The sequence below is a fragment of the Micromonospora sp. BQ11 genome (assembly GCF_052068135.1).
Classification (GTDB): Bacteria; Actinomycetota; Actinomycetes; order Mycobacteriales; family Micromonosporaceae; genus Micromonospora.
In genome coordinates this window covers 328543-350566 of record NZ_JBQHDB010000002.1, presented here as the reverse complement: position 1 = coordinate 350566, position 22024 = coordinate 328543, and the positions used below count along the sequence as shown (strand labels likewise).

The 22024-nt window shown below is 74.1% G+C and carries 18 protein-coding genes; 4 read left to right on the top strand and 14 right to left on the bottom strand.

From position 1 onward, the window contains the following. Positions 1-66: 66 nt before the first annotated feature. From lipB to ACTMSW_RS05555, 3 genes are read right to left on the bottom strand one after another with little or no spacing between them, the layout of a single operon-like run. Positions 67-708 (bottom strand): lipoyl(octanoyl) transferase LipB, encoded by a 642-nt coding sequence (gene lipB / locus ACTMSW_RS05565; protein ID WP_441179340.1) that lies wholly within the window; start codon positions 706-708, stop codon positions 67-69. 28 nt (positions 709-736) lie between these two features. Next, positions 737-1996, bottom strand: coding sequence for a TolB family protein (locus tag ACTMSW_RS05560; RefSeq protein WP_441179339.1), 1260 nt, complete (start codon positions 1994-1996; stop codon positions 737-739). A 50-nt stretch (positions 1997-2046) separates the two neighbouring features. Then, the gene (locus tag ACTMSW_RS05555) at positions 2047-3867 is read right to left on the bottom strand and encodes a DUF2079 domain-containing protein (RefSeq protein ID WP_441179338.1); all 1821 of its coding nucleotides are present in this window, start codon (positions 3865-3867) and stop codon (positions 2047-2049) included. Positions 3868-4096: 229 nt separating this feature from the next. Between ACTMSW_RS05555 and ACTMSW_RS05550 the strand changes: the two genes are divergently transcribed. Continuing rightward, positions 4097-5320, top strand: coding sequence for an extracellular catalytic domain type 1 short-chain-length polyhydroxyalkanoate depolymerase (locus ACTMSW_RS05550; protein ID WP_441179337.1), 1224 nt, complete (start codon positions 4097-4099; stop codon positions 5318-5320). Between the two features lie 64 nt (positions 5321-5384). On the opposite strand, the gene ACTMSW_RS05545 is transcribed toward ACTMSW_RS05550, so the two are convergent. Both ACTMSW_RS05545 and ACTMSW_RS05540 read right to left on the bottom strand, forming a co-directional pair. Further along, on the bottom strand, positions 5385-6284 hold the full coding sequence (locus ACTMSW_RS05545) for a TIGR01777 family oxidoreductase (protein WP_441179336.1): 900 nt from the start codon (positions 6282-6284) through the stop codon (positions 5385-5387). A 176-nt stretch (positions 6285-6460) separates the two neighbouring features. Then, a complete protein-coding gene (locus ACTMSW_RS05540) occupies positions 6461-7471 on the bottom strand; it encodes an aldo/keto reductase (RefSeq protein ID WP_441179335.1) in 1011 nt (336 codons plus the stop codon). 53 nt (positions 7472-7524) lie between these two features. On the opposite strand from ACTMSW_RS05540, the gene ACTMSW_RS05535 reads away from it, so the two are divergent. Next, positions 7525-7878 (top strand): MerR family transcriptional regulator, encoded by a 354-nt coding sequence (locus tag ACTMSW_RS05535; protein WP_441179334.1) that lies wholly within the window; start codon positions 7525-7527, stop codon positions 7876-7878. Here ACTMSW_RS05535 and ACTMSW_RS05530 read toward each other — a convergent pair. From ACTMSW_RS05530 to lpdA, 5 genes are all read right to left on the bottom strand, one after another. Continuing rightward, positions 7860-8798, bottom strand: coding sequence for a TIGR03621 family F420-dependent LLM class oxidoreductase (locus ACTMSW_RS05530; protein WP_441179333.1), 939 nt, complete (start codon positions 8796-8798; stop codon positions 7860-7862). The genes ACTMSW_RS05535 and ACTMSW_RS05530 overlap by 19 nt on opposite strands. Before the next feature lie 67 nt (positions 8799-8865). Beyond that, positions 8866-9354, bottom strand: coding sequence for a hemerythrin domain-containing protein (locus ACTMSW_RS05525; protein ID WP_441179332.1), 489 nt, complete (start codon positions 9352-9354; stop codon positions 8866-8868). 108 nt (positions 9355-9462) lie between these two features. Continuing rightward, positions 9463-10794, bottom strand: a complete 1332-nt coding sequence (locus ACTMSW_RS05520; RefSeq protein ID WP_441179331.1) for a low temperature requirement protein A — start codon at positions 10792-10794, stop codon at positions 9463-9465. Positions 10795-10999: 205 nt separating this feature from the next. Continuing rightward, positions 11000-12862 (bottom strand): 2-oxoglutarate dehydrogenase, E2 component, dihydrolipoamide succinyltransferase, encoded by a 1863-nt coding sequence (gene sucB / locus ACTMSW_RS05515; RefSeq protein ID WP_441179330.1) that lies wholly within the window; start codon positions 12860-12862, stop codon positions 11000-11002. A 72-nt stretch (positions 12863-12934) separates the two neighbouring features. Beyond that, positions 12935-14326 carry a dihydrolipoyl dehydrogenase gene (gene lpdA, locus ACTMSW_RS05510; protein WP_441179329.1) on the bottom strand — a complete coding sequence of 464 codons (1392 nt, stop codon included), beginning with the start codon at positions 14324-14326 and terminating at the stop codon, positions 12935-12937. Between the two features lie 176 nt (positions 14327-14502). On the opposite strand from lpdA, the gene ACTMSW_RS05505 reads away from it, so the two are divergent. Beyond that, the gene (locus ACTMSW_RS05505) at positions 14503-14832 is read left to right on the top strand and encodes a hypothetical protein (RefSeq protein ID WP_441179328.1); all 330 of its coding nucleotides are present in this window, start codon (positions 14503-14505) and stop codon (positions 14830-14832) included. A 74-nt stretch (positions 14833-14906) separates the two neighbouring features. Here the strand turns inward: ACTMSW_RS05505 and ACTMSW_RS05500 are convergent, their stop codons facing one another. Further along, positions 14907-16478: a leucyl aminopeptidase gene (locus ACTMSW_RS05500; protein ID WP_441179327.1), complete on the bottom strand. Its 1572-nt coding sequence runs from the start codon at positions 16476-16478 to the stop codon at positions 14907-14909. Between the two features lie 160 nt (positions 16479-16638). Between ACTMSW_RS05500 and gcvT the strand changes: the two genes are divergently transcribed. Then, complete coding sequence (gene gcvT / locus ACTMSW_RS05495) at positions 16639-17763, top strand: glycine cleavage system aminomethyltransferase GcvT (protein WP_441179326.1); 1125 nt, start codon at positions 16639-16641, stop codon at positions 17761-17763. Positions 17764-17905: 142 nt separating this feature from the next. Here gcvT and ACTMSW_RS05490 read toward each other — a convergent pair whose 3' ends face one another. The 3 genes from ACTMSW_RS05490 to ACTMSW_RS05480 form a co-directional block, all read right to left on the bottom strand. Continuing rightward, a complete protein-coding gene (locus ACTMSW_RS05490) occupies positions 17906-19201 on the bottom strand; it encodes a DUF2314 domain-containing protein (RefSeq protein ID WP_441179325.1) in 1296 nt (431 codons plus the stop codon). A 63-nt stretch (positions 19202-19264) separates the two neighbouring features. Beyond that, entirely contained in the window at positions 19265-20038 is a 774-nt protein-coding gene (locus ACTMSW_RS05485) for an adenosylcobinamide-GDP ribazoletransferase (protein WP_441179324.1), read from the bottom strand. Beyond that, a complete protein-coding gene (locus tag ACTMSW_RS05480) occupies positions 20028-21905 on the bottom strand; it encodes a bifunctional adenosylcobinamide kinase/adenosylcobinamide-phosphate guanylyltransferase (RefSeq protein WP_441179323.1) in 1878 nt (625 codons plus the stop codon). The genes ACTMSW_RS05485 and ACTMSW_RS05480 overlap by 11 nt, the downstream gene beginning before the upstream one ends. Positions 21906-22024 lie beyond the last annotated feature (119 nt).

The window sequence follows — 22024 nt, the reverse complement described above, 5'->3', positions numbered from 1 at the left end:
GGCATTTGAGCGAGTGCTCAAGAGGTGTCACGGTCCCGCCGGGGCGGAACACGCGAAGGATTCTTCTCAGCCCTCGACGAGGGTCGGCAGGTGCCGCTCGACCACCGGCAGCGCGTCGGCGACGGTGACCGGTCGGCCAAGCTCGGCGGTGAGCGAGGTGACGCCGGCGTCGCGGATGCCGCAGGGCACGATCCGGTCGAAGTACGTGAGGTCGCAGTCGCAGTTGAGGGAGAAGCCGTGCAGGGTGACGCCCCGGGCGACGCGGATGCCGATGGCGGCCACCTTGCGGGCCGGGCCCCGGTCGTCCTCCGGCACCCACACGCCGCTGCGCCCCTCGATGCGCCCGGCGGTCAGCCCGAACTCGGCGCACACGTCGATCAGCAACTGCTCGGTGCGCCGGACGTAGGCGACCACGTCGACGGGGTCGGGCAGCCGCAGGATCGGGTAGCCGACCAGCTGACCCGGGCCGTGCCAGGTGATCTTCCCGCCCCGGTCCACGTCCACGACGGGGGTGCCGTCCATCGGGCGGTCCCACGGCTCGGTGCGCTTGCCGGCGGTGTAGACGCTCGGGTGCTCCAGCAGCAGCACCGTGTCCCCCCGCTCGCCGGCCACCACGGACTCGTGCAGCCGGCGCTGCTCGTCCCAGGCGGCCCGGTAGTCGAGGACACCGGCGCGGACGGCCGTGAGGCCGGAGGTCGTGGCGGTCACCTGACCAGCCTAGACCCGTACCGGCCGGTCACCCCGGGTGAGCCGGCTCACGGCGGGCCGGCACCACCAGCCTCCGCCGCCGGGCCGACCATCGGTGGAGTGCCGTCCCGAGCAACCCCGCCGACACGACCAGGAGCGCGAGGAGCCAGGGCGGCGCGGCGAACGGCGACGGGCGCGAGGCCGGCCCGCCGTACGCGGCACGGTCCAGCAGGTCGCGCGGCACCACCAGGTCGGTGACGCCGCCCGGGGAGTCCAGCAGTACCTGCTCCCCACCGCCGGTGACCGCCACCAGGGCGGTGTGCCGGCGCTCGTGGTCGGCGTCCGGAGAGTGCCGCTCCAGCACGGGGTCGGCCCCCCGCCAGCCGACCAGCTCCGCCGCGGAGCCGGCGACCGGCACGGCGTCACCGGCCGGGCGACCGGTGGCGGCGTCCAGGTACTCGATGCGCCACGCCCGCCGCATCAGCTCGGCGGTGTCGGTGCAGACCTGGCAGCCGTCGTACGCCAGCAGGGCCACCCGCCGTCCGTCCGGGGACCAGGCGGCCGGACCGGCCAGCGTCCGGCGCTCGGCCAGGTCGACCTGCCAGCGCACCCCGCCGGCCGGATCGGTCACCACGAGCCGGTGCCGCTCGGCGACCTCTTGGCCCGGGTCCACCGGCCCGGCCACCGCGAGCAGGGACCCGTCCGGTGACCAGGACGCCGCGGCGTGGCTGGCGAAGGTGCCCACCGTGAGCACCCGTTCCACACCGCTCCACGGGTCGACGGTCACCAGGTCGTCCGGCTTCGCCGGATCGTTCAGCTGCGCCCCGTCCGGCCCGTACGTGATGACGGCGTCGTCGTTGGTCCGCGTCGCGAGGAGCTGCCGGCCGTCCGGGGACCAGGTCAGCGGGCGCAGGCCGCGGCGGTGCGTGCGTTGCTCGTCGCCGGTCCGCAGGTCGATCAGCCCACCGGTGCCGGACCGCACATACCACCGGCCGTCCGGGGACAGCGCGCCGTGCTCCTCGCCGACCTGCAGCGGCAGCAGGCGGTAGTCGCCGTCGCGCCCGACCACCACCCCGGTGGCCTCCCCGTAGCGGGTGCGGTCGGTGAGGAAGAGCACCGACGCCGGGCCGACCGGGTGCTGCCCGACGGTCGCCTGCCACAGCCACGGGGTGTGCACCCGGACCGGTACGGCCGTGGCGGGCACCGGGTCGCGGCGGCCCGCCAGCCAGCCGGGGGCCTGCGCGGCGAGCACCACGAAGGCCACCGCCGCGACGCCTGCGGCGACGGCACGCTTCCGGACGGTCGACACACCGCCCATTAGACCCGACGGCGCGCCGCGGTGGTGTCCCGGCGCGTGCCTCAGTCCTGACGTACCCGCCACACCCACACGTCGTCGACGCGCTGCGGCTCGCCGAACAGGACGGTGGCGGTACGCCGGATCGCGTCCTCGTCGACGGGCCACTTGGCCCCGTGCACCTCGTCGGCGAGCACCAGCGTCTCGATCCGCCAGTGCCGCACGTCGGCCCGGACCACGTCGATCGTGCCGGTGGTGATGATCGGCACCAGCCCGGTACGGCCGGCCTGGTCCATCAGGTCGCTCAGCAGTCGACGCGGCGGGCCGATCTGACCCCGTCCGTCCGGGCCGCCGGGGCCGAGGAAGAACCCGGCCGGGATGGCGAACTCGCCCTGCCGGTGCGCGAGGGCGTGCGCCTGCCAGCGCTGACCGTCCGGGTACACGTCCAGGGTCAGCGGCAGCGGGGTGAGCACGCCGCCCGGGGAGACGTACTCCGTCCAGGTGCCGGAGGTGATGAACCTCGGGATCGGCTCGCGCGCGACGGTCAGCAGCGGCGTCGGCAGCAGCGGCAGCAGCGCCACCGCGAATCCCGCGCCCCAGGCCAGCCGCGCGGGCCGCCGCCGCGGTGGATCGGCGCGGAGCTGGTCCACCGCGTACGCCAGCAGCACCCCGATCACCGGGGCCACCACGAGGGCCAGCCGGGCGGGCAGGGCGGCGTTCACCACCGGCAGCTCCCCGAGCAGGTCGAAGGGCAGCGGCAGGTCGATCCGGCGGCCGTCGATCTTCGCCACCGGCCCGAAGGAGAGCACCGTGAAGGTCACGGCGACCACGCCCAGCGCCCACAGGGTGGCCCGGCGCCCGGGAGTGGCCCGGCGCCACAGGAGCACGAGGCAGGCGACCGTCAGCACCAGCAGTGGGAAGCCGAAGAACGAGTTCTCCTCGGTCGGATTGGGGGCGAGCGGAGTATCCAGCCCCGCCTCGCCGGCGACGGACCGGCTCGGCCATGCCCCGTACGCGGCGATGTCCTCGGAGTGGATCACCGGGTCGAACCCGGTGCCGTGGAAGCGCTGCGGGCCGGCGAAGTGCAGCCACAGGGGGTACGCCAGCAGCACGCCGGCGGTCACGGCGGTCACCCCGAGCCCGCCCAGGAAGCCGGGCAGCACCGCCCGCGCCTCCGCCCGGGTGGCCGGGTGCAGTGCCCACACGGCGACGAAGACGCCGAGCGCCAGGGCGGTGAAGAAGAGCCCCTCGGCCGCGATGGAGAACGCGACCGCGACCAGCACGCCGAGGATCACCCCGTTGCGCAGCCGGCTCTCCGGACGGCGCAACGCGAAGACCCGCCAGATCAGCAGCGGCACCAGCCAGCCGGCGGTCCAGTTCAGGTGGGCGTTGGCGTGGGAGACCATGCCGGGGGAGAAGCCGACGAACAGCCCGCCGACGCCGGCGGCGAGCCCGCTCAGGCCGAACTGCCGGGACAGCAGCCAGTACCAGGCCAGCGCGGTGGCGGCGAGGTTCAGGGTGAGGATCACCAGGAAGGTGGCCGGCGGCCCGATCAGGTACGTCAGCGGCGCGAAGACCACCGCGTACACGGTGATCGAGGTGTTGACCGCGAGGTTGACCCCGTCCGGGACGTTGATCAGGTACGTGAAGAGCGGGTTCTCCCCGTGGGTCACCGCGTGGCCGCCGAACGCCAGCAGCCACTCGAAGAGCGCCTGGTCGCTGGAGTTGACGGTGATGGCGCGGCCGTTCGGGTCCCGCCACAGGCCGCTGGTGACCCAGACGGCCAGGATCAGCGCGGCCACCACCACGACGAGATCTGCCCGGCGGTCGCGGACGGCACGGGGCACGGAGGGCGGCGAGGGAGCCAGGGACGGGGAGGTCGGCACGCAGCGGACGTTACCAACCGGATCTCGGCACACCGGTCAGACGTGCAAGGAAGGGCCCCCCGTTAACGCCTCGCGTAGGAGAAGGGCCCCCGCTTAACGGGCGACCCCGACCGCACACCTCGACGGCCGCGAATGTGTGACGGTGGCCCATGTCACATCACCGACACATCGACGTAACGTCGCGGCAACTCGCGGGTGACCCAGTTCACACATCCGACAGGAGGCCCCCGTGCGCCGCAACCCCACCCTCCTCGCCCGGCTGGCCGGCGCGGCAGCCGGGCTCGTCCTGGCCGCCGCGGCGGTCGTCGCGGTGTCCGCCCCCGCCCAGGCCGCCAGCCTCACCCAGGTCACCGGGTTCGGTTCCAACCCCGGCAACCTGGCCATGTACGCGTACCGTCCGGACAACCTGCCGGCCAACGCCCCCGTCGTGGTGCTCCTGCACGGCTGCACCCAGAACGCCACCGGCTACTTCAACGGCACCGGCTGGCAGAAGTACGCCGACCAGTGGAAGTTCGTCGTGATCGTGGCCGGCCAGTCCAGCGCCAACCAGAGCAACTCCTGCTTCAACTGGTTCGTCGAGGGCGACATCCGGCGCGGTCAGGGCGAGGCGCTGTCGATCAAGCAGATGGTCGACCACGCCAGGACCACCTACGGCACCGACCCGGGACGCGTCTTCGTCAGCGGGCTCTCCGCCGGTGGCGCGATGAGCGCGGTCATGCTCGCCACGTACCCGGACGTCTTCCGCGCCGGCTCGGTCATCGCCGGCCTGCCGTACCGCTGCTCGCCGCCGGCCACGACCAGCACCTGCCAGTACAGCGGCGTCGACAAGACGCCGGCCGCCTGGGGTGACCTGGTGCGCAACGCCCACCCCGGCTACACCGGCCCGTACCCCCGGGTCTCGATCTGGCACGGTACGTCCGACTACGTCGTGGTGCCGGCCAACGCCACCGAGCTGCGCGACCAGTGGACCAACGTCCGGGGTGTCCCGCAGACCCCGACGAGCACGGCGTCGCTGCCCGCCAGCACCAGCCTGGAGGTGTACGGCGACAACGACGTGCGGGTCTACCGCGTCTCCGGGATGGGCCATGGCACGCCGGTCGACCCGGGTCCGGCGCAGGACCAGTGCGGCACCGCCGGCGCGTACATCCTGGACACCATCTGCTCGACGTACCACGACGCGCTCTTCTTCGGCCTGAACGGCGGCGGCACCAGCCCCACCCCGACGCCGACCACCGGCCCGACGCCCAGCCCGACCGCGACGCCGACCCCCACCCCGACGAGCCCGACCTGCGTCACCGCCAGCAACTACGCGCACGTCACCGCCGGTCGCGCCTACGCCTCCGGCGGGTACGCGTACGCCAACGGCTCCAACCAGCGGATGGGCCTCAACAACACCTTCTACAGCAGCACCCTCAGGCAGACCGGTCCCGGCTACTGGGTGATCGGCTGCTGACCCGACCGACCCGCGTTAAGAAGGGCCCCCTGCTCTACACCAGGCGTTAACGGGGGGCCCTTCCTTACTCCGTCAGGGCGGCGTGCAGGGCGCTGGACAGGTCGGGGTGGCGGTAGGTGAAGCCAGCCCTCGGCAGGACGCCCGGCAGGACACGGGTGCTCGCGAGGGCGTCCTGCGCGAAACCACCGAGCGCCACCTTCAGCGCCAGGGCCGGGATCGGGATGACCGCCGGCCGGTGCAGTTGCCGGGCCAGTTCCTTCGTGAACTCGGCGTTGGTCACCGGCGCCGGCCCGACCATGTTCACCGGGCCGGCCACGTCGTCCCGGTCCAGCAGGAACCGGGTCGCGTCGAGCCAGTCGGTCATCGAGATCCAGGGCAGCCACTGCCGGCCGCTGCCGAGCCGCCCGGCGACGCCCAGCCGGAACGGCAGGAGCTGCGGCTTGAGCAGCCCGCCGTCGCGGTGCAGGGGCAGGCCGGTGCGCAGCCGCACCACCCGTACACCCGCGTCCTCGGCCGGCCGCGTCGCCGCCTCCCACACCCGGCACACGTCGGCGAGGAAGCCCTCGCCCGCCGGGGCGTCCTCCTCGACCGACCGGTCGCCGGTGTCGCCGTACCAACCCACCGCCGAGGAGTTCAGCAGCACCTTCGGCCGGTCGGCAGCCGGCAGGCCGGCGATCATGACCGCGAGGGTGGTCGTGGTGTCGACCCGGCTGGTCCGGATGAGCTGCCGGTACTCGTCGGTCCACCGCTTGTCGCCGACACCCGCACCGGCCAGGTTGACCACGGCGTCGGCCTCCGCGACCACCGTCGGGTCGAGCTGACCGGCGGACGGGTCCCACCGGCGTTCGTCGGGATTGCGCGGCGTCCGCCGGACCAGCCGGACGACCTGGTGCCCGTCCCGGGTGAGCCGGTCGACCAGCCGGGTGCCGAGGAAGCCGGACGCGCCGGCCATGAGGATCCGCATGCTCCTATCTTCGGCCACGGGGCCGGTCTTGGATGCGCCGAGCGGCAAGAGCCCTCACCTGCTCGACCGGCCGGTGGCGTCGGTGAGTGGAACACCATGGGTGTCAAGGCGGTGCGGAGAGAGCCATGGTGTTCCACCCACGCACCCTTCCACCGATACGCCGAGCAGCGGCCGCCTCAGGCGGTCGGCGCGGCGGTGCGCAGCTCGGCGAGGAGCCTTTCCACCTCGGCGAAGGCCGCCTCGGGCAGCGGACCGTACGCCAGGGTCCCGAAGTTCTCCTCCGCCTGCACCACCGTGCGGCAGCCGGGGATGGGCACCGTGCGCGGGCTGCGCGCGAGCAGCCAGCCCAGCGCGCCCTGGGCGAGGGTACGACCGTCGGCGGTGAGGACCTCGCGGACCCGCGCCACCCGCTCGGCCCATTCGGCGTTCGGCACGCCGTCGGTGAACCAGGACAGCCACTCGGGGGCCACCCCGCGCACGTCGTCGCGGCCCTTGGCCGCCGGAGCGGCCTGGTACCGGTCGGTGAGCAGGCCCATCGCCAGCGGTCCCCGGTTGAGGCTGGCCAGGTCGAACTCCTCGCAGACCGCGAACATCGCCGCGTTGTCCTTCAACACCGACTGGTCGTGCTGGATCGCCGCGCAGTGCGGCCCGGCCGCCGCGAACGCCCGCGCCGACTCCGGGTCGTCGGTGCTCCAGCCGTACGCCCGGATGGCGCCCTCGATGACCAGGTCCTCCAGCGTGTCGACCAGGTCGAGCGCCTGCGCCGCCGGCAGCGCGTTGACGTGTAGTTGGTACAGGTCGACGTGGTCGGTGCCGAGCCGGCGCAGCGAGCCCTCCAGGCTCCGCCGCGCGTACTCCGGGCTGGCGTCCGTGCCGGTGGCCTGGCGGGTGGCCTCGTCCGTCGGGTAGCCGAACTTCGTGGCGATCACCACCCGGTCGCGGCGTCCCGCCAGGGCGCGGCCGAGGACCCGCTCGCTGTGCCCCGCGCCGTAGTTGCTGGACGTGTCGAAGAGAGTCACCCCCAGGTCGAGCGCCCGGTGGATGGTGCGGACCGATTCGTCGTCGTCGACCTCGCCCCAGCCGAGCGGCTGGTCCCCCTCCCAGAGCGGCCCGCCGATCGCCCAGCAACCCATCCCCAGCGCGCTGACCTCGATGCCGCTGCGGCCCAGTGTCCGTGTCGTCCTCATGGGTACAGCTTCCAAGCTGGAGTGCGCTCCAGGTCAAGCGCTAGCCTCCGGACATGTACGCACCCTCCGAGGCCGCCCGACGCAGCGGGTTCAGCCTCGACACCCTGCGCTACTACGAGAAGGTCGGGCTGCTCGGCACGGTCGACCGCACGCCCGGCGGGCGGCGCGTCTTCACCGACGACGACCTGGGCTGGCTGGTGCTGTTCCGCTGCCTGCGGGACACCGGCATGCCGATCGCCGAGATGCGCCGGTACGCCGAACTGGCCCGGGAGGGCGAGCACACCGCCACCGACCGCCGGGCCCTGCTGGAGCGGCACGCCGGCCGGGTGGAGGAGCAGATGCGCCTGCTCCAGCGCCAGTACGACCACCTCCGCGAGAAGATCCGCTTCTACGAGCGGCTCGCCTGAGCGCTCGCGGCGAGGCGACCGAGGACCGGGGTGAGCGGGTCGAGCGCGTCGCGGCGTACGACGAAACGGGTGATGCCCCAGCGGCGTTCGTGGGCGGCGACGGCCGCAACGATCTCGTCCTCCGTGCCGATCAGGACGTACGGCGTGGCGAGCACTTCCTCCACCGTCAGGCCCGTGTCCCGGGCGATATCGGCGGCGGCGGCCTCGGCGTCGTCGGTGACCACCACCTGCTGCACCAGGGCCTCCAGCGCGGGCGGGGTCGCCCGGCCCGCCGCACCCGCCGCCACCTGCGCCAGCTGCGCCTCCGTGTCGGCCTCCCGCCAGCGGACCTCGTGCGCGTACCCGTCGGGCAGCGTGCGGCCGAGCCCGGCGAGCCCGACGACGTCGGCCTGAGCGCCCGCCCAGCGCAGCAGCCGGGAGTTCGCGGTGCCGACGGTCAGCGGGATCCGGGCCTGGACGGGACGGGGCCGGTTCAGCCGGGCGCCGCGCACGACCAGGTCGGGCGTGTCGACGGTGACCTCCTCGCCGTCGAGCAGGGCGCGTACGGCCTCGGCCACGGCCACGCACCGGCGTACGCGGCCCGCGACGTCCGGGCGCTCCCGGCCGACGGCACGCCACTCGGCCGGGGTGTGGCCGGCGCCCAGACCCAGCCGGGCCCGACCGCCGGACACCAGGTCGAGGGTGGCGACGTCCGCGGCGAGCAGGGCCGGCTCACGGACGCCGGCGTTCGAGACGTACGACCCGAGGCCCAGCGTGGTCGTGACCGCCGCCGCGGCGGCGAGAGTGACGAACGGTGACGGCACCGCCCCCGGGTGGTCGGCGGCGAACAGGGCGTCGAAGCCGGCCGCCTCCGCCCGGCGGGCCAGGTCCAGCCAGTCGGCGGCGTCGGTGGGGGAGGCCTGGAGGGAGAAGGTCGTCACCCGTGCCAGCCTGCCGCCGGCCGGCCCCGGCGGCGAGCCCGGACGGGCCGTTTCTGCTACCGGCAGATCACCAGTCCTGCGGCGGCAGCGGAACCCCGAGCAGATCCTCGGTGCGGCCGTCCTCCAGCGCGTCGAGGGCCGCGGTCAGCTTCTTCTCCTCGTAGAGGAAGTGGGTCTCCAGCAGCGCGGCGAGGGTGTCCAGCTCGTTGCGGACCTTCTCGATTGGGTGGGTCCCGTCGAGCAGGTCCTCGACCCGGCGCAGCGCGGCCTCCACGAGCCGGTGGTCGGCCTCCAGCTCGCGCAGCACCGGCCGCAGCTCCGGCACCCGCTCGGCGAGCATCCGGAACGCTCCGCGGTCCTCGCCGGTGTGGTGGCGGGTCAGGGTCGCGCAGAAGGCCAGGCAGTGGGCCCGCAGGTCCCGAGGGCGTACGCCCGGGCCGTCGGCGTCCAGGCTGTCGCGGATGCGGTCCAGCTCCTCGCGGAGCCAGAGGTGGATCTCGACGAGGTGGTGGCCGAGGGCGCGCAGGCGTCCGTACGGCGGGGGTGGTGGTGACATGTGGTTCCTCAGGCGGGCGCGCGCCTCCATGCCCTCGGCGGTCTCCGTGCCGGGTACACCGCGACGCTTCCGACGAACCTACGCGAGTACGCCCGGCTCGTGGGGGCGTCAGGTCGAGGGGTCCTCGGCGTGCTTCTCCTTCCAGCGCGCGCGCCACGCCGCCTCGTGCGCCTCGTGGGTGGTCCGCTCCTCGAAGACGACCGCGTGCAGGGCCCGCCGCCCCTCGGTGAAGATCACCACCTCCGCTGCGACGAGCCCGACGCAGATCGCGGTGAGCAGGGCGAGGGTGGCCAGCCCCGGCAGGTGCATCCCGACCGGGATGGCGGCCAGGAGCAGCAGCACCGTGACGACCCGGGTCCACGACACGGTCCGCAGGGTGCGCAGCTGGAACAGCATGTTCGCCGACAGGTAGCAGGCCACCCCGCCGAAGAGCAGCGGCACGGCCGGCCCGTGCGCCGGTTCGGCGATCGGGATCTTCGGGTCGGCGATCTCGTGCACGATCTCCTCGGCGCCCAGGGCGAACAGGATGATGCCGGCGATCATCGGCAGGTACAGGTAGGCGTACGCGTCCCGGGCCATCGCCACCCGCGGCCGACCCTCGGCCGCGTGCAGGGCGATCCGCGCGGCCGGCCCGATCATGTCGTAGTGCGCCCACCAGAGGGCGGCGGTGAAGACGATGCCGAGGGCGGCGGCGGCGACCGCCGGCCAGGTGGGGGGCTGGCCGAGCAGGTTGCTGCCGACGCCGACGGAGATGACCGACTCGCCGAGGGCGATGATCAGGATGAGGTCGTACCGCTCGGTCCAGTGTTCGGCGGAGGTGATCCCCCAACCCCAGGTGCCGGCGATGAGCCCGGTGGCGTACTGCAGCACCACGACCGTCAGCCACAGCATGTCCCGGACCATGGTGGCCTGGTCCACATCGTCGATCCGGGGCGGCACCAGCGCCGCCGCGCTCAACAGGAGAGTGCTCATGACGATCTCCGGCGTGAAGTGCCGCAGCTGCCGGCGCTCGTCCGGGCTGCCCTGCACCACGTGCACGTAGAGCACCAGGTGCACCGCGCGGATCACCACGTAGCTCACCGCCACCACCGCCGGCCCGGCCGCCCCCGCGCGCGGGTCGCCGAACGCCTGCGGCAGGGCGAGCGCGAAGCAGAACAGCGCCGCCATGCTGATCACCATCAGCACCGGTACGAATCCGACCCCGAGCCGCACCCGGGTGGCGACGATGCTGTGGACCACCCAGCACCACCAGAGCACGGCGAGCACCAGCAGGGCGTGCAGGAGCTGCCGGCCGTTGATCTGCACGGCGGTGGCCCGCGTGATGATGAAGAACGAGAAGACGAAGACCAGGTCGAAGAAGACCTCGAACTTGTCCACCCGGGCGCCGGGGGCGACGGCGACGGCGGGCCCCAACCGACTGCGCCACCGGGAACCTCCCACCGACCCACTCTCTCAGCGGGTCACGGCGGCTGGGACCGGAATCGGGTCAGCCGGCGGCGCGGCAGCGCAGGCCGGCCCGAACCAGCCGGGCACCCGCACCGGCTACCCACCGTAGGCGCAGGTCTTCGAGGAGACGCTCGCGTCCTGACCACGTACGCGAGAGAGGGGCGCCCCGTCCGGGGCGCCCCTCTCGTCGTACGCGGTGCTACAGGCCCAGCTCGGCCTCGAAGTTGCCGGCCTCCAGCCGCTCCTTGACCGTCGACAGGAAACGGGCGGCGTCGGCGCCGTCGATCAGGCGGTGGTCGTACGACATGGCCAGGTAGATCATCGACCGGACGGCGACGACCTCACCCAGGTCCGGGTCGTTGACCACGACCGGCCGCTTCACCACGGCACCCGTGCCGAGCATCGCCGACTGCGGCGACGGCACGATCGGGGTGTCGAAGAGCGCACCCCGGCTGCCCGTGTTGGTCAGCGTGAAGGTCGCGCCGGCGAGCTCGTCCGGGCTGATCTTGTTGGTCCGGGTGCGCTCGGCCAGGTCGGCGACCCGCTTGGCGATGCCGCCGAGGTTGAGGTCACCGGCGTTGTGGATGACCGGCACCAGGAGACCGCGCTCGGTGTCGACGGCGATGCCGAGGTGCTCGGCCTCCGGGTAGGTGATCGTCCCACCCTCGAGGTCCATGCTGGCGTTGACGATCGGGTGCGTCTGCAGCGCCTCGACGGCGGCGAGGGCGAAGAACGGCAGGAAGGACAGCTTCACGCCGTGCCGCTGCTGGAAGGAGTCCTTCGCCCGCGCCCGCAGCTTGGCGATCCTGGTGACGTCCACCTCGACGACCGTGGTGAGCTGCGCCATCTCGTGCAGCGACTCGTGCATCCGCTTGGCGATGGCCTTGCGGATCCGGGGCAGCTTCTCGGTCGTACCGCGCTTGGCGCTGGGCTGCGGCTTCGCCGCCGGAGCGGACGGGGCCGCCGCGGCGGGCTGCTGCGGCGCCGGGGCCGGGGCCGCCTTCGCCGCCTTGGCCTTCTCGGCCGCGTCCAGCACGTCCTGCTTGCGGATCCGGCCACCGACGCCGGTGCCGTTGATCGACGACAGGTCGACGCCGTGCTCGCCGGCCAGCTTGCGCACCAGCGGGGTCACGTAACCGGCGGCCTCCTCGCCGCCGCCGGCGGCCGGGGCGGTCGGGCGCTGCGGGGTCGGGGTCGGGGCGGCCGGCTGGGCGGCCTCCTCGGCCTTGACCGGCTCGGCGGCGACCTCGGCCTCCGCGGCCGGCTCGTTGTACGACAGGCCCGGGGTCGGCTCGGACACCGACGGCGCCGGCTTCGCCTCGGCCTTCGGCTCGGGCTTCGGCTCCGGCTTGGGCTCGGGCTTCGCCTCTGCCTTCGGCTCGGGCTTCGGCTCCGGCTTCGCCTCGGCGGGGGCGGCGCCGGCGGCGCCGATGACGGCCAGCTCGGCACCGACCGCGGCGGTCTCGTCCTCGGGAACCTTGATCTCGAGGACGGTGCCCGCGACCGGCGACGGGATCTCGGTGTCCACCTTGTCGGTGGAGACCTCCAGCAGCGGCTCGTCCACCTCGACGGTGTCGCCGACCTGCTTCAGCCAGCGGGTGACCGTGCCTTCGGTGACGCTCTCACCGAGCGCCGGCATCGTCACCGGCGTGCCGCCGCCCGACGGCGTCGGGGCGGCCTGCGCCTCGGCCTTGGGGGCCTCGGGGGCCTCGTCCTGCGCGACCTGGTCGGCGGTGCCCTCGGCGGCCGCCGTCGGCTCGGCGGCCGGCTCGGCCTGCTCGGCCGGCTCCTCCTGCGGAGCCTCGCCGCCGCCGACCGCGCCGCCCTCACCGTCGATGACGGCGAGCTCGCTGCCGACCTCGGCGGTCTCGTCCTCGCCCACCACGATCCGGGTCAGCACGCCGGCCGCGGGGGACGGGATCTCGGTGTCGACCTTGTCGGTCGACACCTCGAGCAGCGGCTCGTCGACCTCGACGGAGTCGCCCTCCTGCTTGAGCCAGCGCGTGACGGTGCCCTCGGTGACGCTCTCGCCGAGCCGGGGCATGGTGACCGATACCGGCATCTTCCAAAACTCCTTCAGTCCCTGGTGCGATCTCGCCCGTCTGCCGCCGGACGCCGCGGAATCAGTTCTCGGTCAGGCGTGCGCGTGCAGCGGCTTGCCGGCGAGGGCCAGGTGCGCCTCGCCCAGGGCCTCGTTCTGCGTCGGGTGGGCGTGCACGAGCTGCGCCACCTCGGCCGGGTACGCCTCCCAGTTGTAGATGAGCTGGGCCTCACCGACCTGCTCACCGACCCGGGCGCCGACCATGTGCACGCCGACGACCGGCCCGTCCTCGACGCGCACCAGCTTCACGAAGCCGGTGGTCTTGAGGATCTGGCTCTTGCCGTTGCCACCCAGGTTGTAGTTGTAGGTCTTGATCTTGTCGGCGCCGTACTGCTCCTTGGCCTTCGCCTCGGTCAGGCCGACCGACGCCAGCTCCGGGTCGGAGTAGGTGACCCGGGGGATGCCGGCCTCGTCGATCACGGCGGGGTTCTGGCCGGCGATCTCCTCGGCGACGAAGATGCCCTGCTGGAAGCCGCGGTGGGCGAGCTGCAGACCGGGCACGATGTCGCCGACGGCGTAGACGTTCGGCACGCTCGTACGCAGCCGCTCGTCGGTCAGCACGTAGCCGCGGTCCATCTTCACGCCCTGCTCCTCGTACCCGAGGTTGGCGGTGTTCGGCCCCCGGCCGACGGCGACCAGCAGCAGCTCGGCCTCGACCGTCTCACCGCCGGAGATGGTCAGCTTGACGCCCTTGTCGGTCTTCTCGACCTTCTCGAACGGCTTGCCGACCTTGAAGTTGATCTTCCGCTTGCGGAAGGCCCGCTCCAGCGCCTTGGACGACTCCTCGTCCTCGGCGGCGACCAGCCGGGGCAGCGCCTCGACGATCGTCACGTCCACGCCGAAGGACTTCCACACGCTGGCGAACTCGACGCCGATCACACCGCCGCCGAGCACGATCGCCGACGCCGGGACCCGGTCCAGGGTCAGGGCGTGGTCGCTGGTCAGGATCCGCTCGCCGTCGACCTCCAGGCCGGGAAGGCTCTTCGCGTACGAACCGGAGGCCAGGACCACGTTGCGCCCGGTGTAGCGCTTGCCGTCGACCTCGACGGTGTTCGGCGCGACCAGCTTGCCGGCGCCGGCCACGAAGGTGATGTTCTTGCTGCCGCCGACCAGACCCTGCAGGCCCTTGTAGAGACGGGCGACCACGCCGTCCTTGTACGAGTTGACGGCGGCCATGTCGATGCCGTGCAGCTCGGCCTTCACGCCGAACTGCTCCGACTCGCGGGCGGAGTCGGCGATCTCCGCCGCGTGCAGCAGCGCCTTGGTGGGGATGCAGCCGTTGTGCAGGCAGGTGCCGCCGAGCTTGCCCTTCTCGATCAGGGCGACGGAGAGGTCCAGCTGGGCGGCACGCAGCGCCGCCGCGTAACCGCCGCTGCCACCTCCGAGAATGACGATGTCGAAGGTCGCTTCGTTCGGCTCGCTCACGTCCAACTCCCAGGTCGCGTCGCTGCATCGAGGGTTACGGCGGAGTAACAGACACACCCCACCTCGGTCATCTTGTCACCACCGCGCGCAGGCTGCGTACCGAGGTGCCCAACGACACGTCGTCGACACGTACGCTTGTCACCGGCTTCGATGACGCGGTGTGGGGGAGACGACCGGTGGGACTGTTCCGACGACGGAAGAAGGCGGGCGCGGTCAGCCTGGACCGGGCGGCCGACCGTGCCGATCTGGACCACCTCGAGACGTTCGTCCGGACCCGACGCGGCGTCGAGGCGTTCATCGAGCCCCGGACCACGGTCACCGAGACGACCGTCATGCTGATCGCCGACGACGGGGAGTGGACCCGCCGCCGCATCGACGGGCCGGACGGGGCGCGGCGCTTCGCGTACCGGGCGGGCATCCCGGTCTACGACGTACGCCTGGTGGGGTACCCCCAGCGCATGCGGGACTACAACGAACGCCGCAAGCGCCGCCCCGAGCTGTTCTGAAACCCGGCCGGTCAGGTGTTAAGAAGGGCCCCCTGTACAACGCCAGGCGTTAACAGGGGGCCCTTCCTTACGCCTCAGCCGTTGGCGACCACGTCGTCGATCAGCTGGACCAGCGTGCGGACCGGAACGCCGGTGCCGCCCTTGGTCCAGTAGCCGGTCGCCTCACCCGCGTGGTAGCTCGGGCCGGCGATGTCGATGTGCGCCCACGCCACGTCCTCGGCGACGAACTCGCGCAGGAAGACCCCGCCCTGGAGCATGTGCCCGGCCCGGTCCATCCCGGCGCTGACCTGCGAGATGTCCGCGACGTCGGAGTCCATGCCCTTGCGTACGTCGTCCGGCAGCGGCATCGGCCAGGCCGGCTCGCCGACCGCGTCGCCGGCCGTCCGGACCCGCTCGCACAGCTCCGGGGTGCCCATCACGCCGGCGATGCGCTTGCCGAGCGCGATGACCTGGCCGCCGGTCAGGGTGGAGGTCTCGAAGAGGTAGTCGCAGCCGTCCGCGCAGGCCCGCGCGATGGCGTCGCCCAGGACCATGCGGCCCTCGGCGTCGGTGTTGAGCACCTCCACCTTCTTGCCGTTGAACATGGTGATCACGTCACCCGGCCGGTACGACGTACCGGACGGCATGTTCTCCGCCATCGGCAGGTACGCGGTGACCGGCACCGACGGCTTCAGCGCCGCGACCGCCAGCATGGTCGCGGCGACCGCGGCGGCGCCGCCCATGTCGGACTTCATCTCCCACATGCCCTGCGCCGGCTTGATCGAGATGCCGCCGGTGTCGAAGGTGATCCCCTTGCCGACCAGTGCGACCCGCTTGCCGGTGCCGCCACCGGCCGGCGTGTAGCTGAGCTTCACCAGGCGTGGCGGGGCCTCCGAGCCCTGCCCGACGGCGATGATGCCGCCGTAGCCGCCGGCGGCCAGGGCCGCCTCGTCGAGCACCTCGACCTCCAGGCCGGCCTCCCGGGCGGCGGTGGCCACGGCGTCGGCGAACGCCGGCGGACGCAGCTCGTTCGGGGCGGTGTTGACCCAGTCCCGGGTGAGCCGGACGGCGTCGGTGACCGCCTTGGCCCGGGCGACCTCGGCCGTCGCCGTCGCGTCGGCCGCGTCCGGCACCGCCACCAGCACCTCGCCGACCGGCTCCCGCCGGGCCGGCTGCGGGCGGGTCTTGTAGCCGGCGAAGCGGTACCCGCCGAGCAGTGCGCCCTCGGCCACCGCGCGCAGCGCGGCGGGGGCGTCGGTGTCGTCGGGCAGCGGCAGGGCGAGTGCCACCCGGCCGGCGCCGGCCAGGGCGCGGACGGCGGCGCCGGCGGCCCGGCGCAGGGTCTCCGGTGCCGGTGCGGCACCGGTCGGCTCGGGGCCGAGGCCGACCGCGGCGACGACCGGAGTGGTAACGGTGCCCAGGGTCGCGAGCTTGATCACCTCGCCGGGGCTGCCGGTCGCGCCGAGCAGGGCCAGCGTCTCGGTCAGCCGGCCGTCGAAGGCGGCGGCGATGCTCTCCGCACCGCTGGCCAGCAGGAGGGTCCCGGCGAGGCCGCTGGTGGCGCCCTGCTCTCCGGTCTGGCTGTGCACGCCGATCACGATCGCGTCGACGGCGAGTTCGGCGGGGTCGCTGTCGACCAGGCTCAGGGTGGTGCTGGGCGATGTCACTGAAGCTACTCCGGGCGGGCCGGGCCGGCCGCGTCGTCGCGTACCGGCGGTGGAGGTCTCCGGCGGACGGTACCTGCCGGACGTCTGGCTGTCCCGCCGACACCGTCGGCGGGTCCCGCCGATGCTAACCAGCCGTTCAGGCCCCGGTAAGTTCCCACCCATGACCGACGTGACCACCGACGCCGCCGAGACCCGGCTGCGCCGATCCCCGCTGCACGAGCGGCACACCGCCGCCGGCGCCAAGTTCGCCCCGTTCGGTGGCTGGGAGATGCCCCTGGAGTACGCCGGCGGCGGGGTGCTCAAGGAGCACACCGCGGTACGGACCGGCGTGGGTGTCTTCGACGTCTCCCACCTGGGCAAGGCGCGGGTGTCCGGGCCGGGCGCGGCGGAGTTCGTCAACGCCTGCCTCAGCAACGACCTGCGCCGCATCGGACCGGGCCGGGCGCAGTACACCCTCTGCTGCGACGACGCCACCGGCGGCGTGGTGGACGACATCATCGCCTACCTGCACGCCGAGGACCACGTCTTCCTCGTCCCGAACGCCGCGAACACCGCGGAGGTCGTGCGCCGGCTGCGCGCCGCCGCGCCGCCGGCGGTCACCGTCACCGACGAGCACGAGGCGTACGCGGTCCTCGCCGTGCAGGGGCCTCGCTCGGGGGACCTGCTCAACGCCCTGGGCCTGCCGACGGACCACGGGTACATGAGCTTCTCGACCGGCACGGTGGCCGGGGCGGAGCTGACCGTCTGCCGCACCGGCTACACCGGCGAGCTGGGGTACGAGCTGGTGGTGGCCGCCGAGCACGCCGTCGGTGTGTGGGACGCGCTGTTCGCCGCCGGCCTCGACCTGCGCGCCTGCGGTCTGGCCGCCCGGGACACGCTGCGCACCGAGATGGGGTACCCGCTGCACGGGCAGGACCTGTCGCTGGACATCACCCCGGTGCAGGCCCGCTCGGGCTGGGCCGTCGGCTGGGACAAGCCGGCCTTCTGGGGCCGGGACGCGCTGCTCGCCGAGAAGGCCGCCGGCCCCCGGCGTACGCTCCGCGGCCTGGAGGCGGTCGATCGGGCCATCCCACGCCCCGGCATGGCCGTCTTCTCCGGCGACACGCAGGTCGGCACCGTCACCAGTGGCACCTTCAGCCCGACGAGGAAGCAGGGCATCGCCCTCGCCCTCGTGGACACCGGCGCGGAACTGCCCGACGGCGCCGAGGTCGAGGTCGACATCCGCGGTCGCCGCGCCGGCATGCGCCTGACCCGCCCCCCCTTCGTCGACCCCTCCGTGAAGTAACCCCCGCCCGGGGCCCGGACATCGCTGTTGATCATGGAGTTGTTGTCGGGACACGCCGATGGCGAGGGCGACAACTTCATGATCAACAGGGGAAACCCGGAGGGACCCGGGGGCCGGGGGTGGGGCCGGGGGTGGGACGGGGTCAGACGGGGGGAGCGGGGCGTTCGCCGGCGTCGAGGACGGCCTGCGTCCAGCCGCCCTCGATGACGCCGGTGCCGTCCAGGACCGCCCAGTCCACCACGTCGCTCGCCTCCACGACGACCGGCGAGCCGATCCGGACGGTGGGGTCGGTGTTGGCGTCGCTGGCGCTCGCACCTTCGATCCGCTCCGGAACCTCCCACGAGGTCACCCCGGCCCACACGAACTCGGGGCCGTCGTCGCCGGGCAGGCCGTACTTGACCACCAGTTGCGTCTCCGGCGGGAGCGCACCGGCGAGGAACCGCGCCCGGATGTCGCCCAGCGCGGCGCGGGCGGTCGCCACCGCCCTGCTCATGGCGTCGCCGGAGCGCGCGTACCGTACGTCCGGCTGGATGCCGGAGAAGAGCGTGGCGCAGGCGGTGGCGTAGTAGCGCCCGTCCGGCCCCGGGTGCCCGGCCGGCGGACGCAGGCTGAGGAACGAGTCGGCTTCCGGGTCGGTGGCCGGGTCCAGCTCCAGGCGCAGCAGCACCGGGGCGGTGGCGCCGTGCTGCTCCGGGTTGCCGTACGCGACCGCGATGTCGTGCCCGGTCACCGTCGCCAGCACCGGAAGCTGCACGAACGCCGGCACCTCCTCGCCGGACAGGCCGTCGGTCCAGTCCCGCAGCAGCCGGCGTGCCGCGCCGGTCATGACCGCGCCCCAGGCGCGGGTGAGGTGGTCCGGCACGCCCTGGGTCTGCAACTCCAGCAGCCCGAAGCGGCGCAGGCCCTTGGTGGTGAACCAGAGGCCCTCGGCGTCCGACGAGTACGGCACGAGCACCCAGTCGACCAGCCGGATCCGCCCGTCGGCGTCCGGCAGTGAGCGCAGCGCCGTCGCAGGGTCGAGGAACTGCAGGCCGAACACGTCCACGACATCGCCGCCGGCGGTGTCGGCGACCGCGGCGGCGACCGCCCGCGCCGCCCACTCGTGCGCCGGCGGCCAGCCGGGCCGGTACTCGGCCTGCACCACCACCAGGTGCGTCGCCGCGGCTAGGCGGGCCAGTTGCGCCTCGGTCGCCCCGAACGCGGTGAGCAGGTCCGGCGGCAGCTCGGGGAACTCGCTCACCGGTCGCGTGTCCACGGACATCAGGGGACTGTCGAGCATCTGCCGCGCCAGCCCGAATACCGGCTCGGCCAGCCGCCCGGTGAGCCGCTCCACCGCCGTCTTCGTGCCCACCGTCGGCAGACCGGCCATCGGGACGAGGTAGGTCGCGCTCAGCGACTCCGGGACCGGTACGGGCAGGAAGTCGTCCGTGATGAGCATGTCGTCCCCCGGGGTGGCCGCGGTGCTGTCGATCCAGACGCTACCCGGCGCTCCGGGCACCCCTCAGCCGGACAGCACCACTCCCAGGTAGACCAGCGTGGTGACCGCCTCGACGGTCGCGCCGAGCACGTCACCGGTGATCCCGCCGAGCCGGCGTACCACGTGTCGGAGCAGCCCCACCGCGACGGCGAGCGCGACGGCGACGGCGAGCGGCCCCTGCCACGGGCGGCCCGGCACCGCCGCGAGCGCCACCAGCGCGACGCCGGCCGTCCCGGCGACCAGCGCGACCGGCCCGACGGTGCCGGCGACCAGCGCACCGAGGCCCTCGGGCCGGGCCGCCGGCACCCCGCGCCGGCAGGCCACCGCCACGCCGAGCCGCCCGGCCGCGGTGGCGGTCACCACCGCCGCGAGCGTCGCCGGCCATGACCGACCCGCCAGCTCCGCGAGGGTCGCGGTCTGCACCAGGAGTACGACCACCAGCGCGACCACGCCGAACGGGCCGACGTCCGGCTTCTTCATGATCTCCAGCGCGGCGGCCCCCCGCCGGTACGACCCGAGGGCGTCCACGGTGTCGGCCAGCCCGTCCAGGTGCAGCCCCCGGGTGAGCAGCGCACCCGCGCCGACCGTCACACCGGCGGTGACCAGCGGCGGCGCCAGCGCACCGAGGAGCAGCAGCAGCCCGGCGAGTGCGGCGCCGAGCAGCGCGCCGACCGCCGGGGCGAGCGCCATCGCCGTACCCGCCGCCGCCCGGTCGACCCGGCCGGCGCGTACCGGCAGGGTGCTGAACGTGGTCAGCGCCAGCCGCGCCCCGTCGCCGAACCGCGACTCAGCCGGCACGCCAGCCGGTCGGGTCCGCCGGCTCGGGCTCCGGCTCGGTGCTGGCGGGGCCCGGCCCGGCCGGCTCCGGCTCGCGGAAGTCCGGCTCGTCGGTCTCCTCCGGCTCGTCGGAGTCGTTCCCGCCGCCCAGCGACGGGTGGACCGGCAGCGCGGCGGCCAGGGCCAGCACCGAGCGCAGCAGCGGCAGCACGGCCAGCGCGTTGGCGCCCTCGCCCAGGTCGAGGCGCAGGTCCAGCAGCGGGGTCAGGCCCAGCACGTCGGCGGCGAGCCGGACGGCCGGGTGCCCGCCGTGGTCGGCGAGCAGGCACCAGTGCCGGGCCTGCCCGGCGAGGTCGCGGCTGACCATGCCGGCGGCCACGCCGACCGGGCCGTCCAGCATGACCGGCACCCGGCGGGCGGTCGCGCCGAGCAGCACGCCGGTCGCCACGGCGATGTCGCCGCCGCCTAGCTCGGCCAGCACGTCCTTGGCGCCGCGCGGGGACCGCCGGGTGCGGTGCAGCGCGTCGCGGACGGACGCGCAGCGGACCATCCACGCCGCGTCGTCGTACTCCCCGGTGTCGGTGACCACCCGGCCCAGCACCGTCGGCGGTTCCGCGCCGGCCGTCGCGGCCAGCACCGCCGCCGCGGCGGCCTCGGTGCCGGCGCCGCACGCCCCCAGCACCAGCAGGCGTACGCCCGCGTCGGCGGCCTGCTCGGCGAGCCGCCAGCCGTGCCGCAGCGCCGACTCGACCTGCTCCGGGGTCAGCGCCGGCTCGTTCTCGATCGGATTGGCCGTCGGGGCGTCCACCACCTGGAGGCTGGCGCCGGACTCGGCGGCGAGCCGGGCCAGCGCCCCCTTCCCGGCGCGGGCCTGCCGGGCCCGCCGGGCCGACTCTCCGGCAACCGTGCCGGCGGCGGCGCCCCCGGCGTGGTCGCCGTGCACCAGCAGGACCCGCACGGAGTCCCACGGGACCGGGGTCGTGGTGCCCTGGGTGGCGGCGGCGAAGCCGACCACCCGGTCCAGCACGCCCAGGCCGGCGCCGGGGACGTCCAGGGTGGCGAGGCGGTCCACCGCCTGCGGGCCCGCGTACTCGTCGGGCATCGGCAGTTCCATGCCCGGCTGGATCACCAGGCCGGTGGCGACCATCGGCAGCGCCATGGTCGGGGCCGACCAGGGCGAACCGGCGTCGGCCGGCGCGGCCGGCGCCGGCGGGACGGTCGGGGTGAGCACGTCCGGCAGCGCGGCGTGGTCCGGCGCGGCGTGCGCGGGAGCGGACGTGGCGCCGTTGCCCGCGGTGGCGGCCGCGCCGCCCTGGGCCGGCACGGTGACCGGGCGGGGCGCGGCGGGCTTGAGCCACGCCGGCTGGCCGGCCACCACCAGCACGACCGCGTCGCAGGCGTCCGCGACCGCCCGGTTGGCCGCGCCGAGGGCGTCGGTGAAGACCCGACCGAGGGGCGTCGTGGGCACCAGGGACAGCCCCACCTCGGGGCTGACCAGCACCAGCTTCGCCGCGCAGTCGCGGATCGCGGTGGCCAGCTCGGCGATGGTGGCGGTGTCGTCGGCCGGCTGGTAAGCCGGGTCGAGCAGGACGGTCACCCACCCGCCCAGGTCGTCGACGAGCAGCGTCTCGTTCGGCCCGGCGGAGGCGATCACATCCGCGAGCCGGCGCGGGTCCCGGGCGGTCTCCTCGGTGGTCCAGGTCTCCGGGCGGCGGTCACGGTGTGCCGCCAGCCGGGCGGCCCACTCCGCGTCGTCGGTGTCCGCGTCGGCGGCCGTGGCCACGTAGCGGACGGTGGGGGCCTCGGCGACCAGGGACTCGGCGAACTCGGACTTGCCGGACCGGATGCCGCCCAGCACCAGGACCGTGTTCCACCCGTCAACGGACATGCCCCGTACCTTAGAGCCAGCGGGCGGTGTCCCGCCGGTGAGGTGCCCGGTCGGGCGACGCCGGGGACGGTCCCGTCCGGCCCGTCCGCACGTTCCCGCGAGCCGCCCGGGCCGCCGAC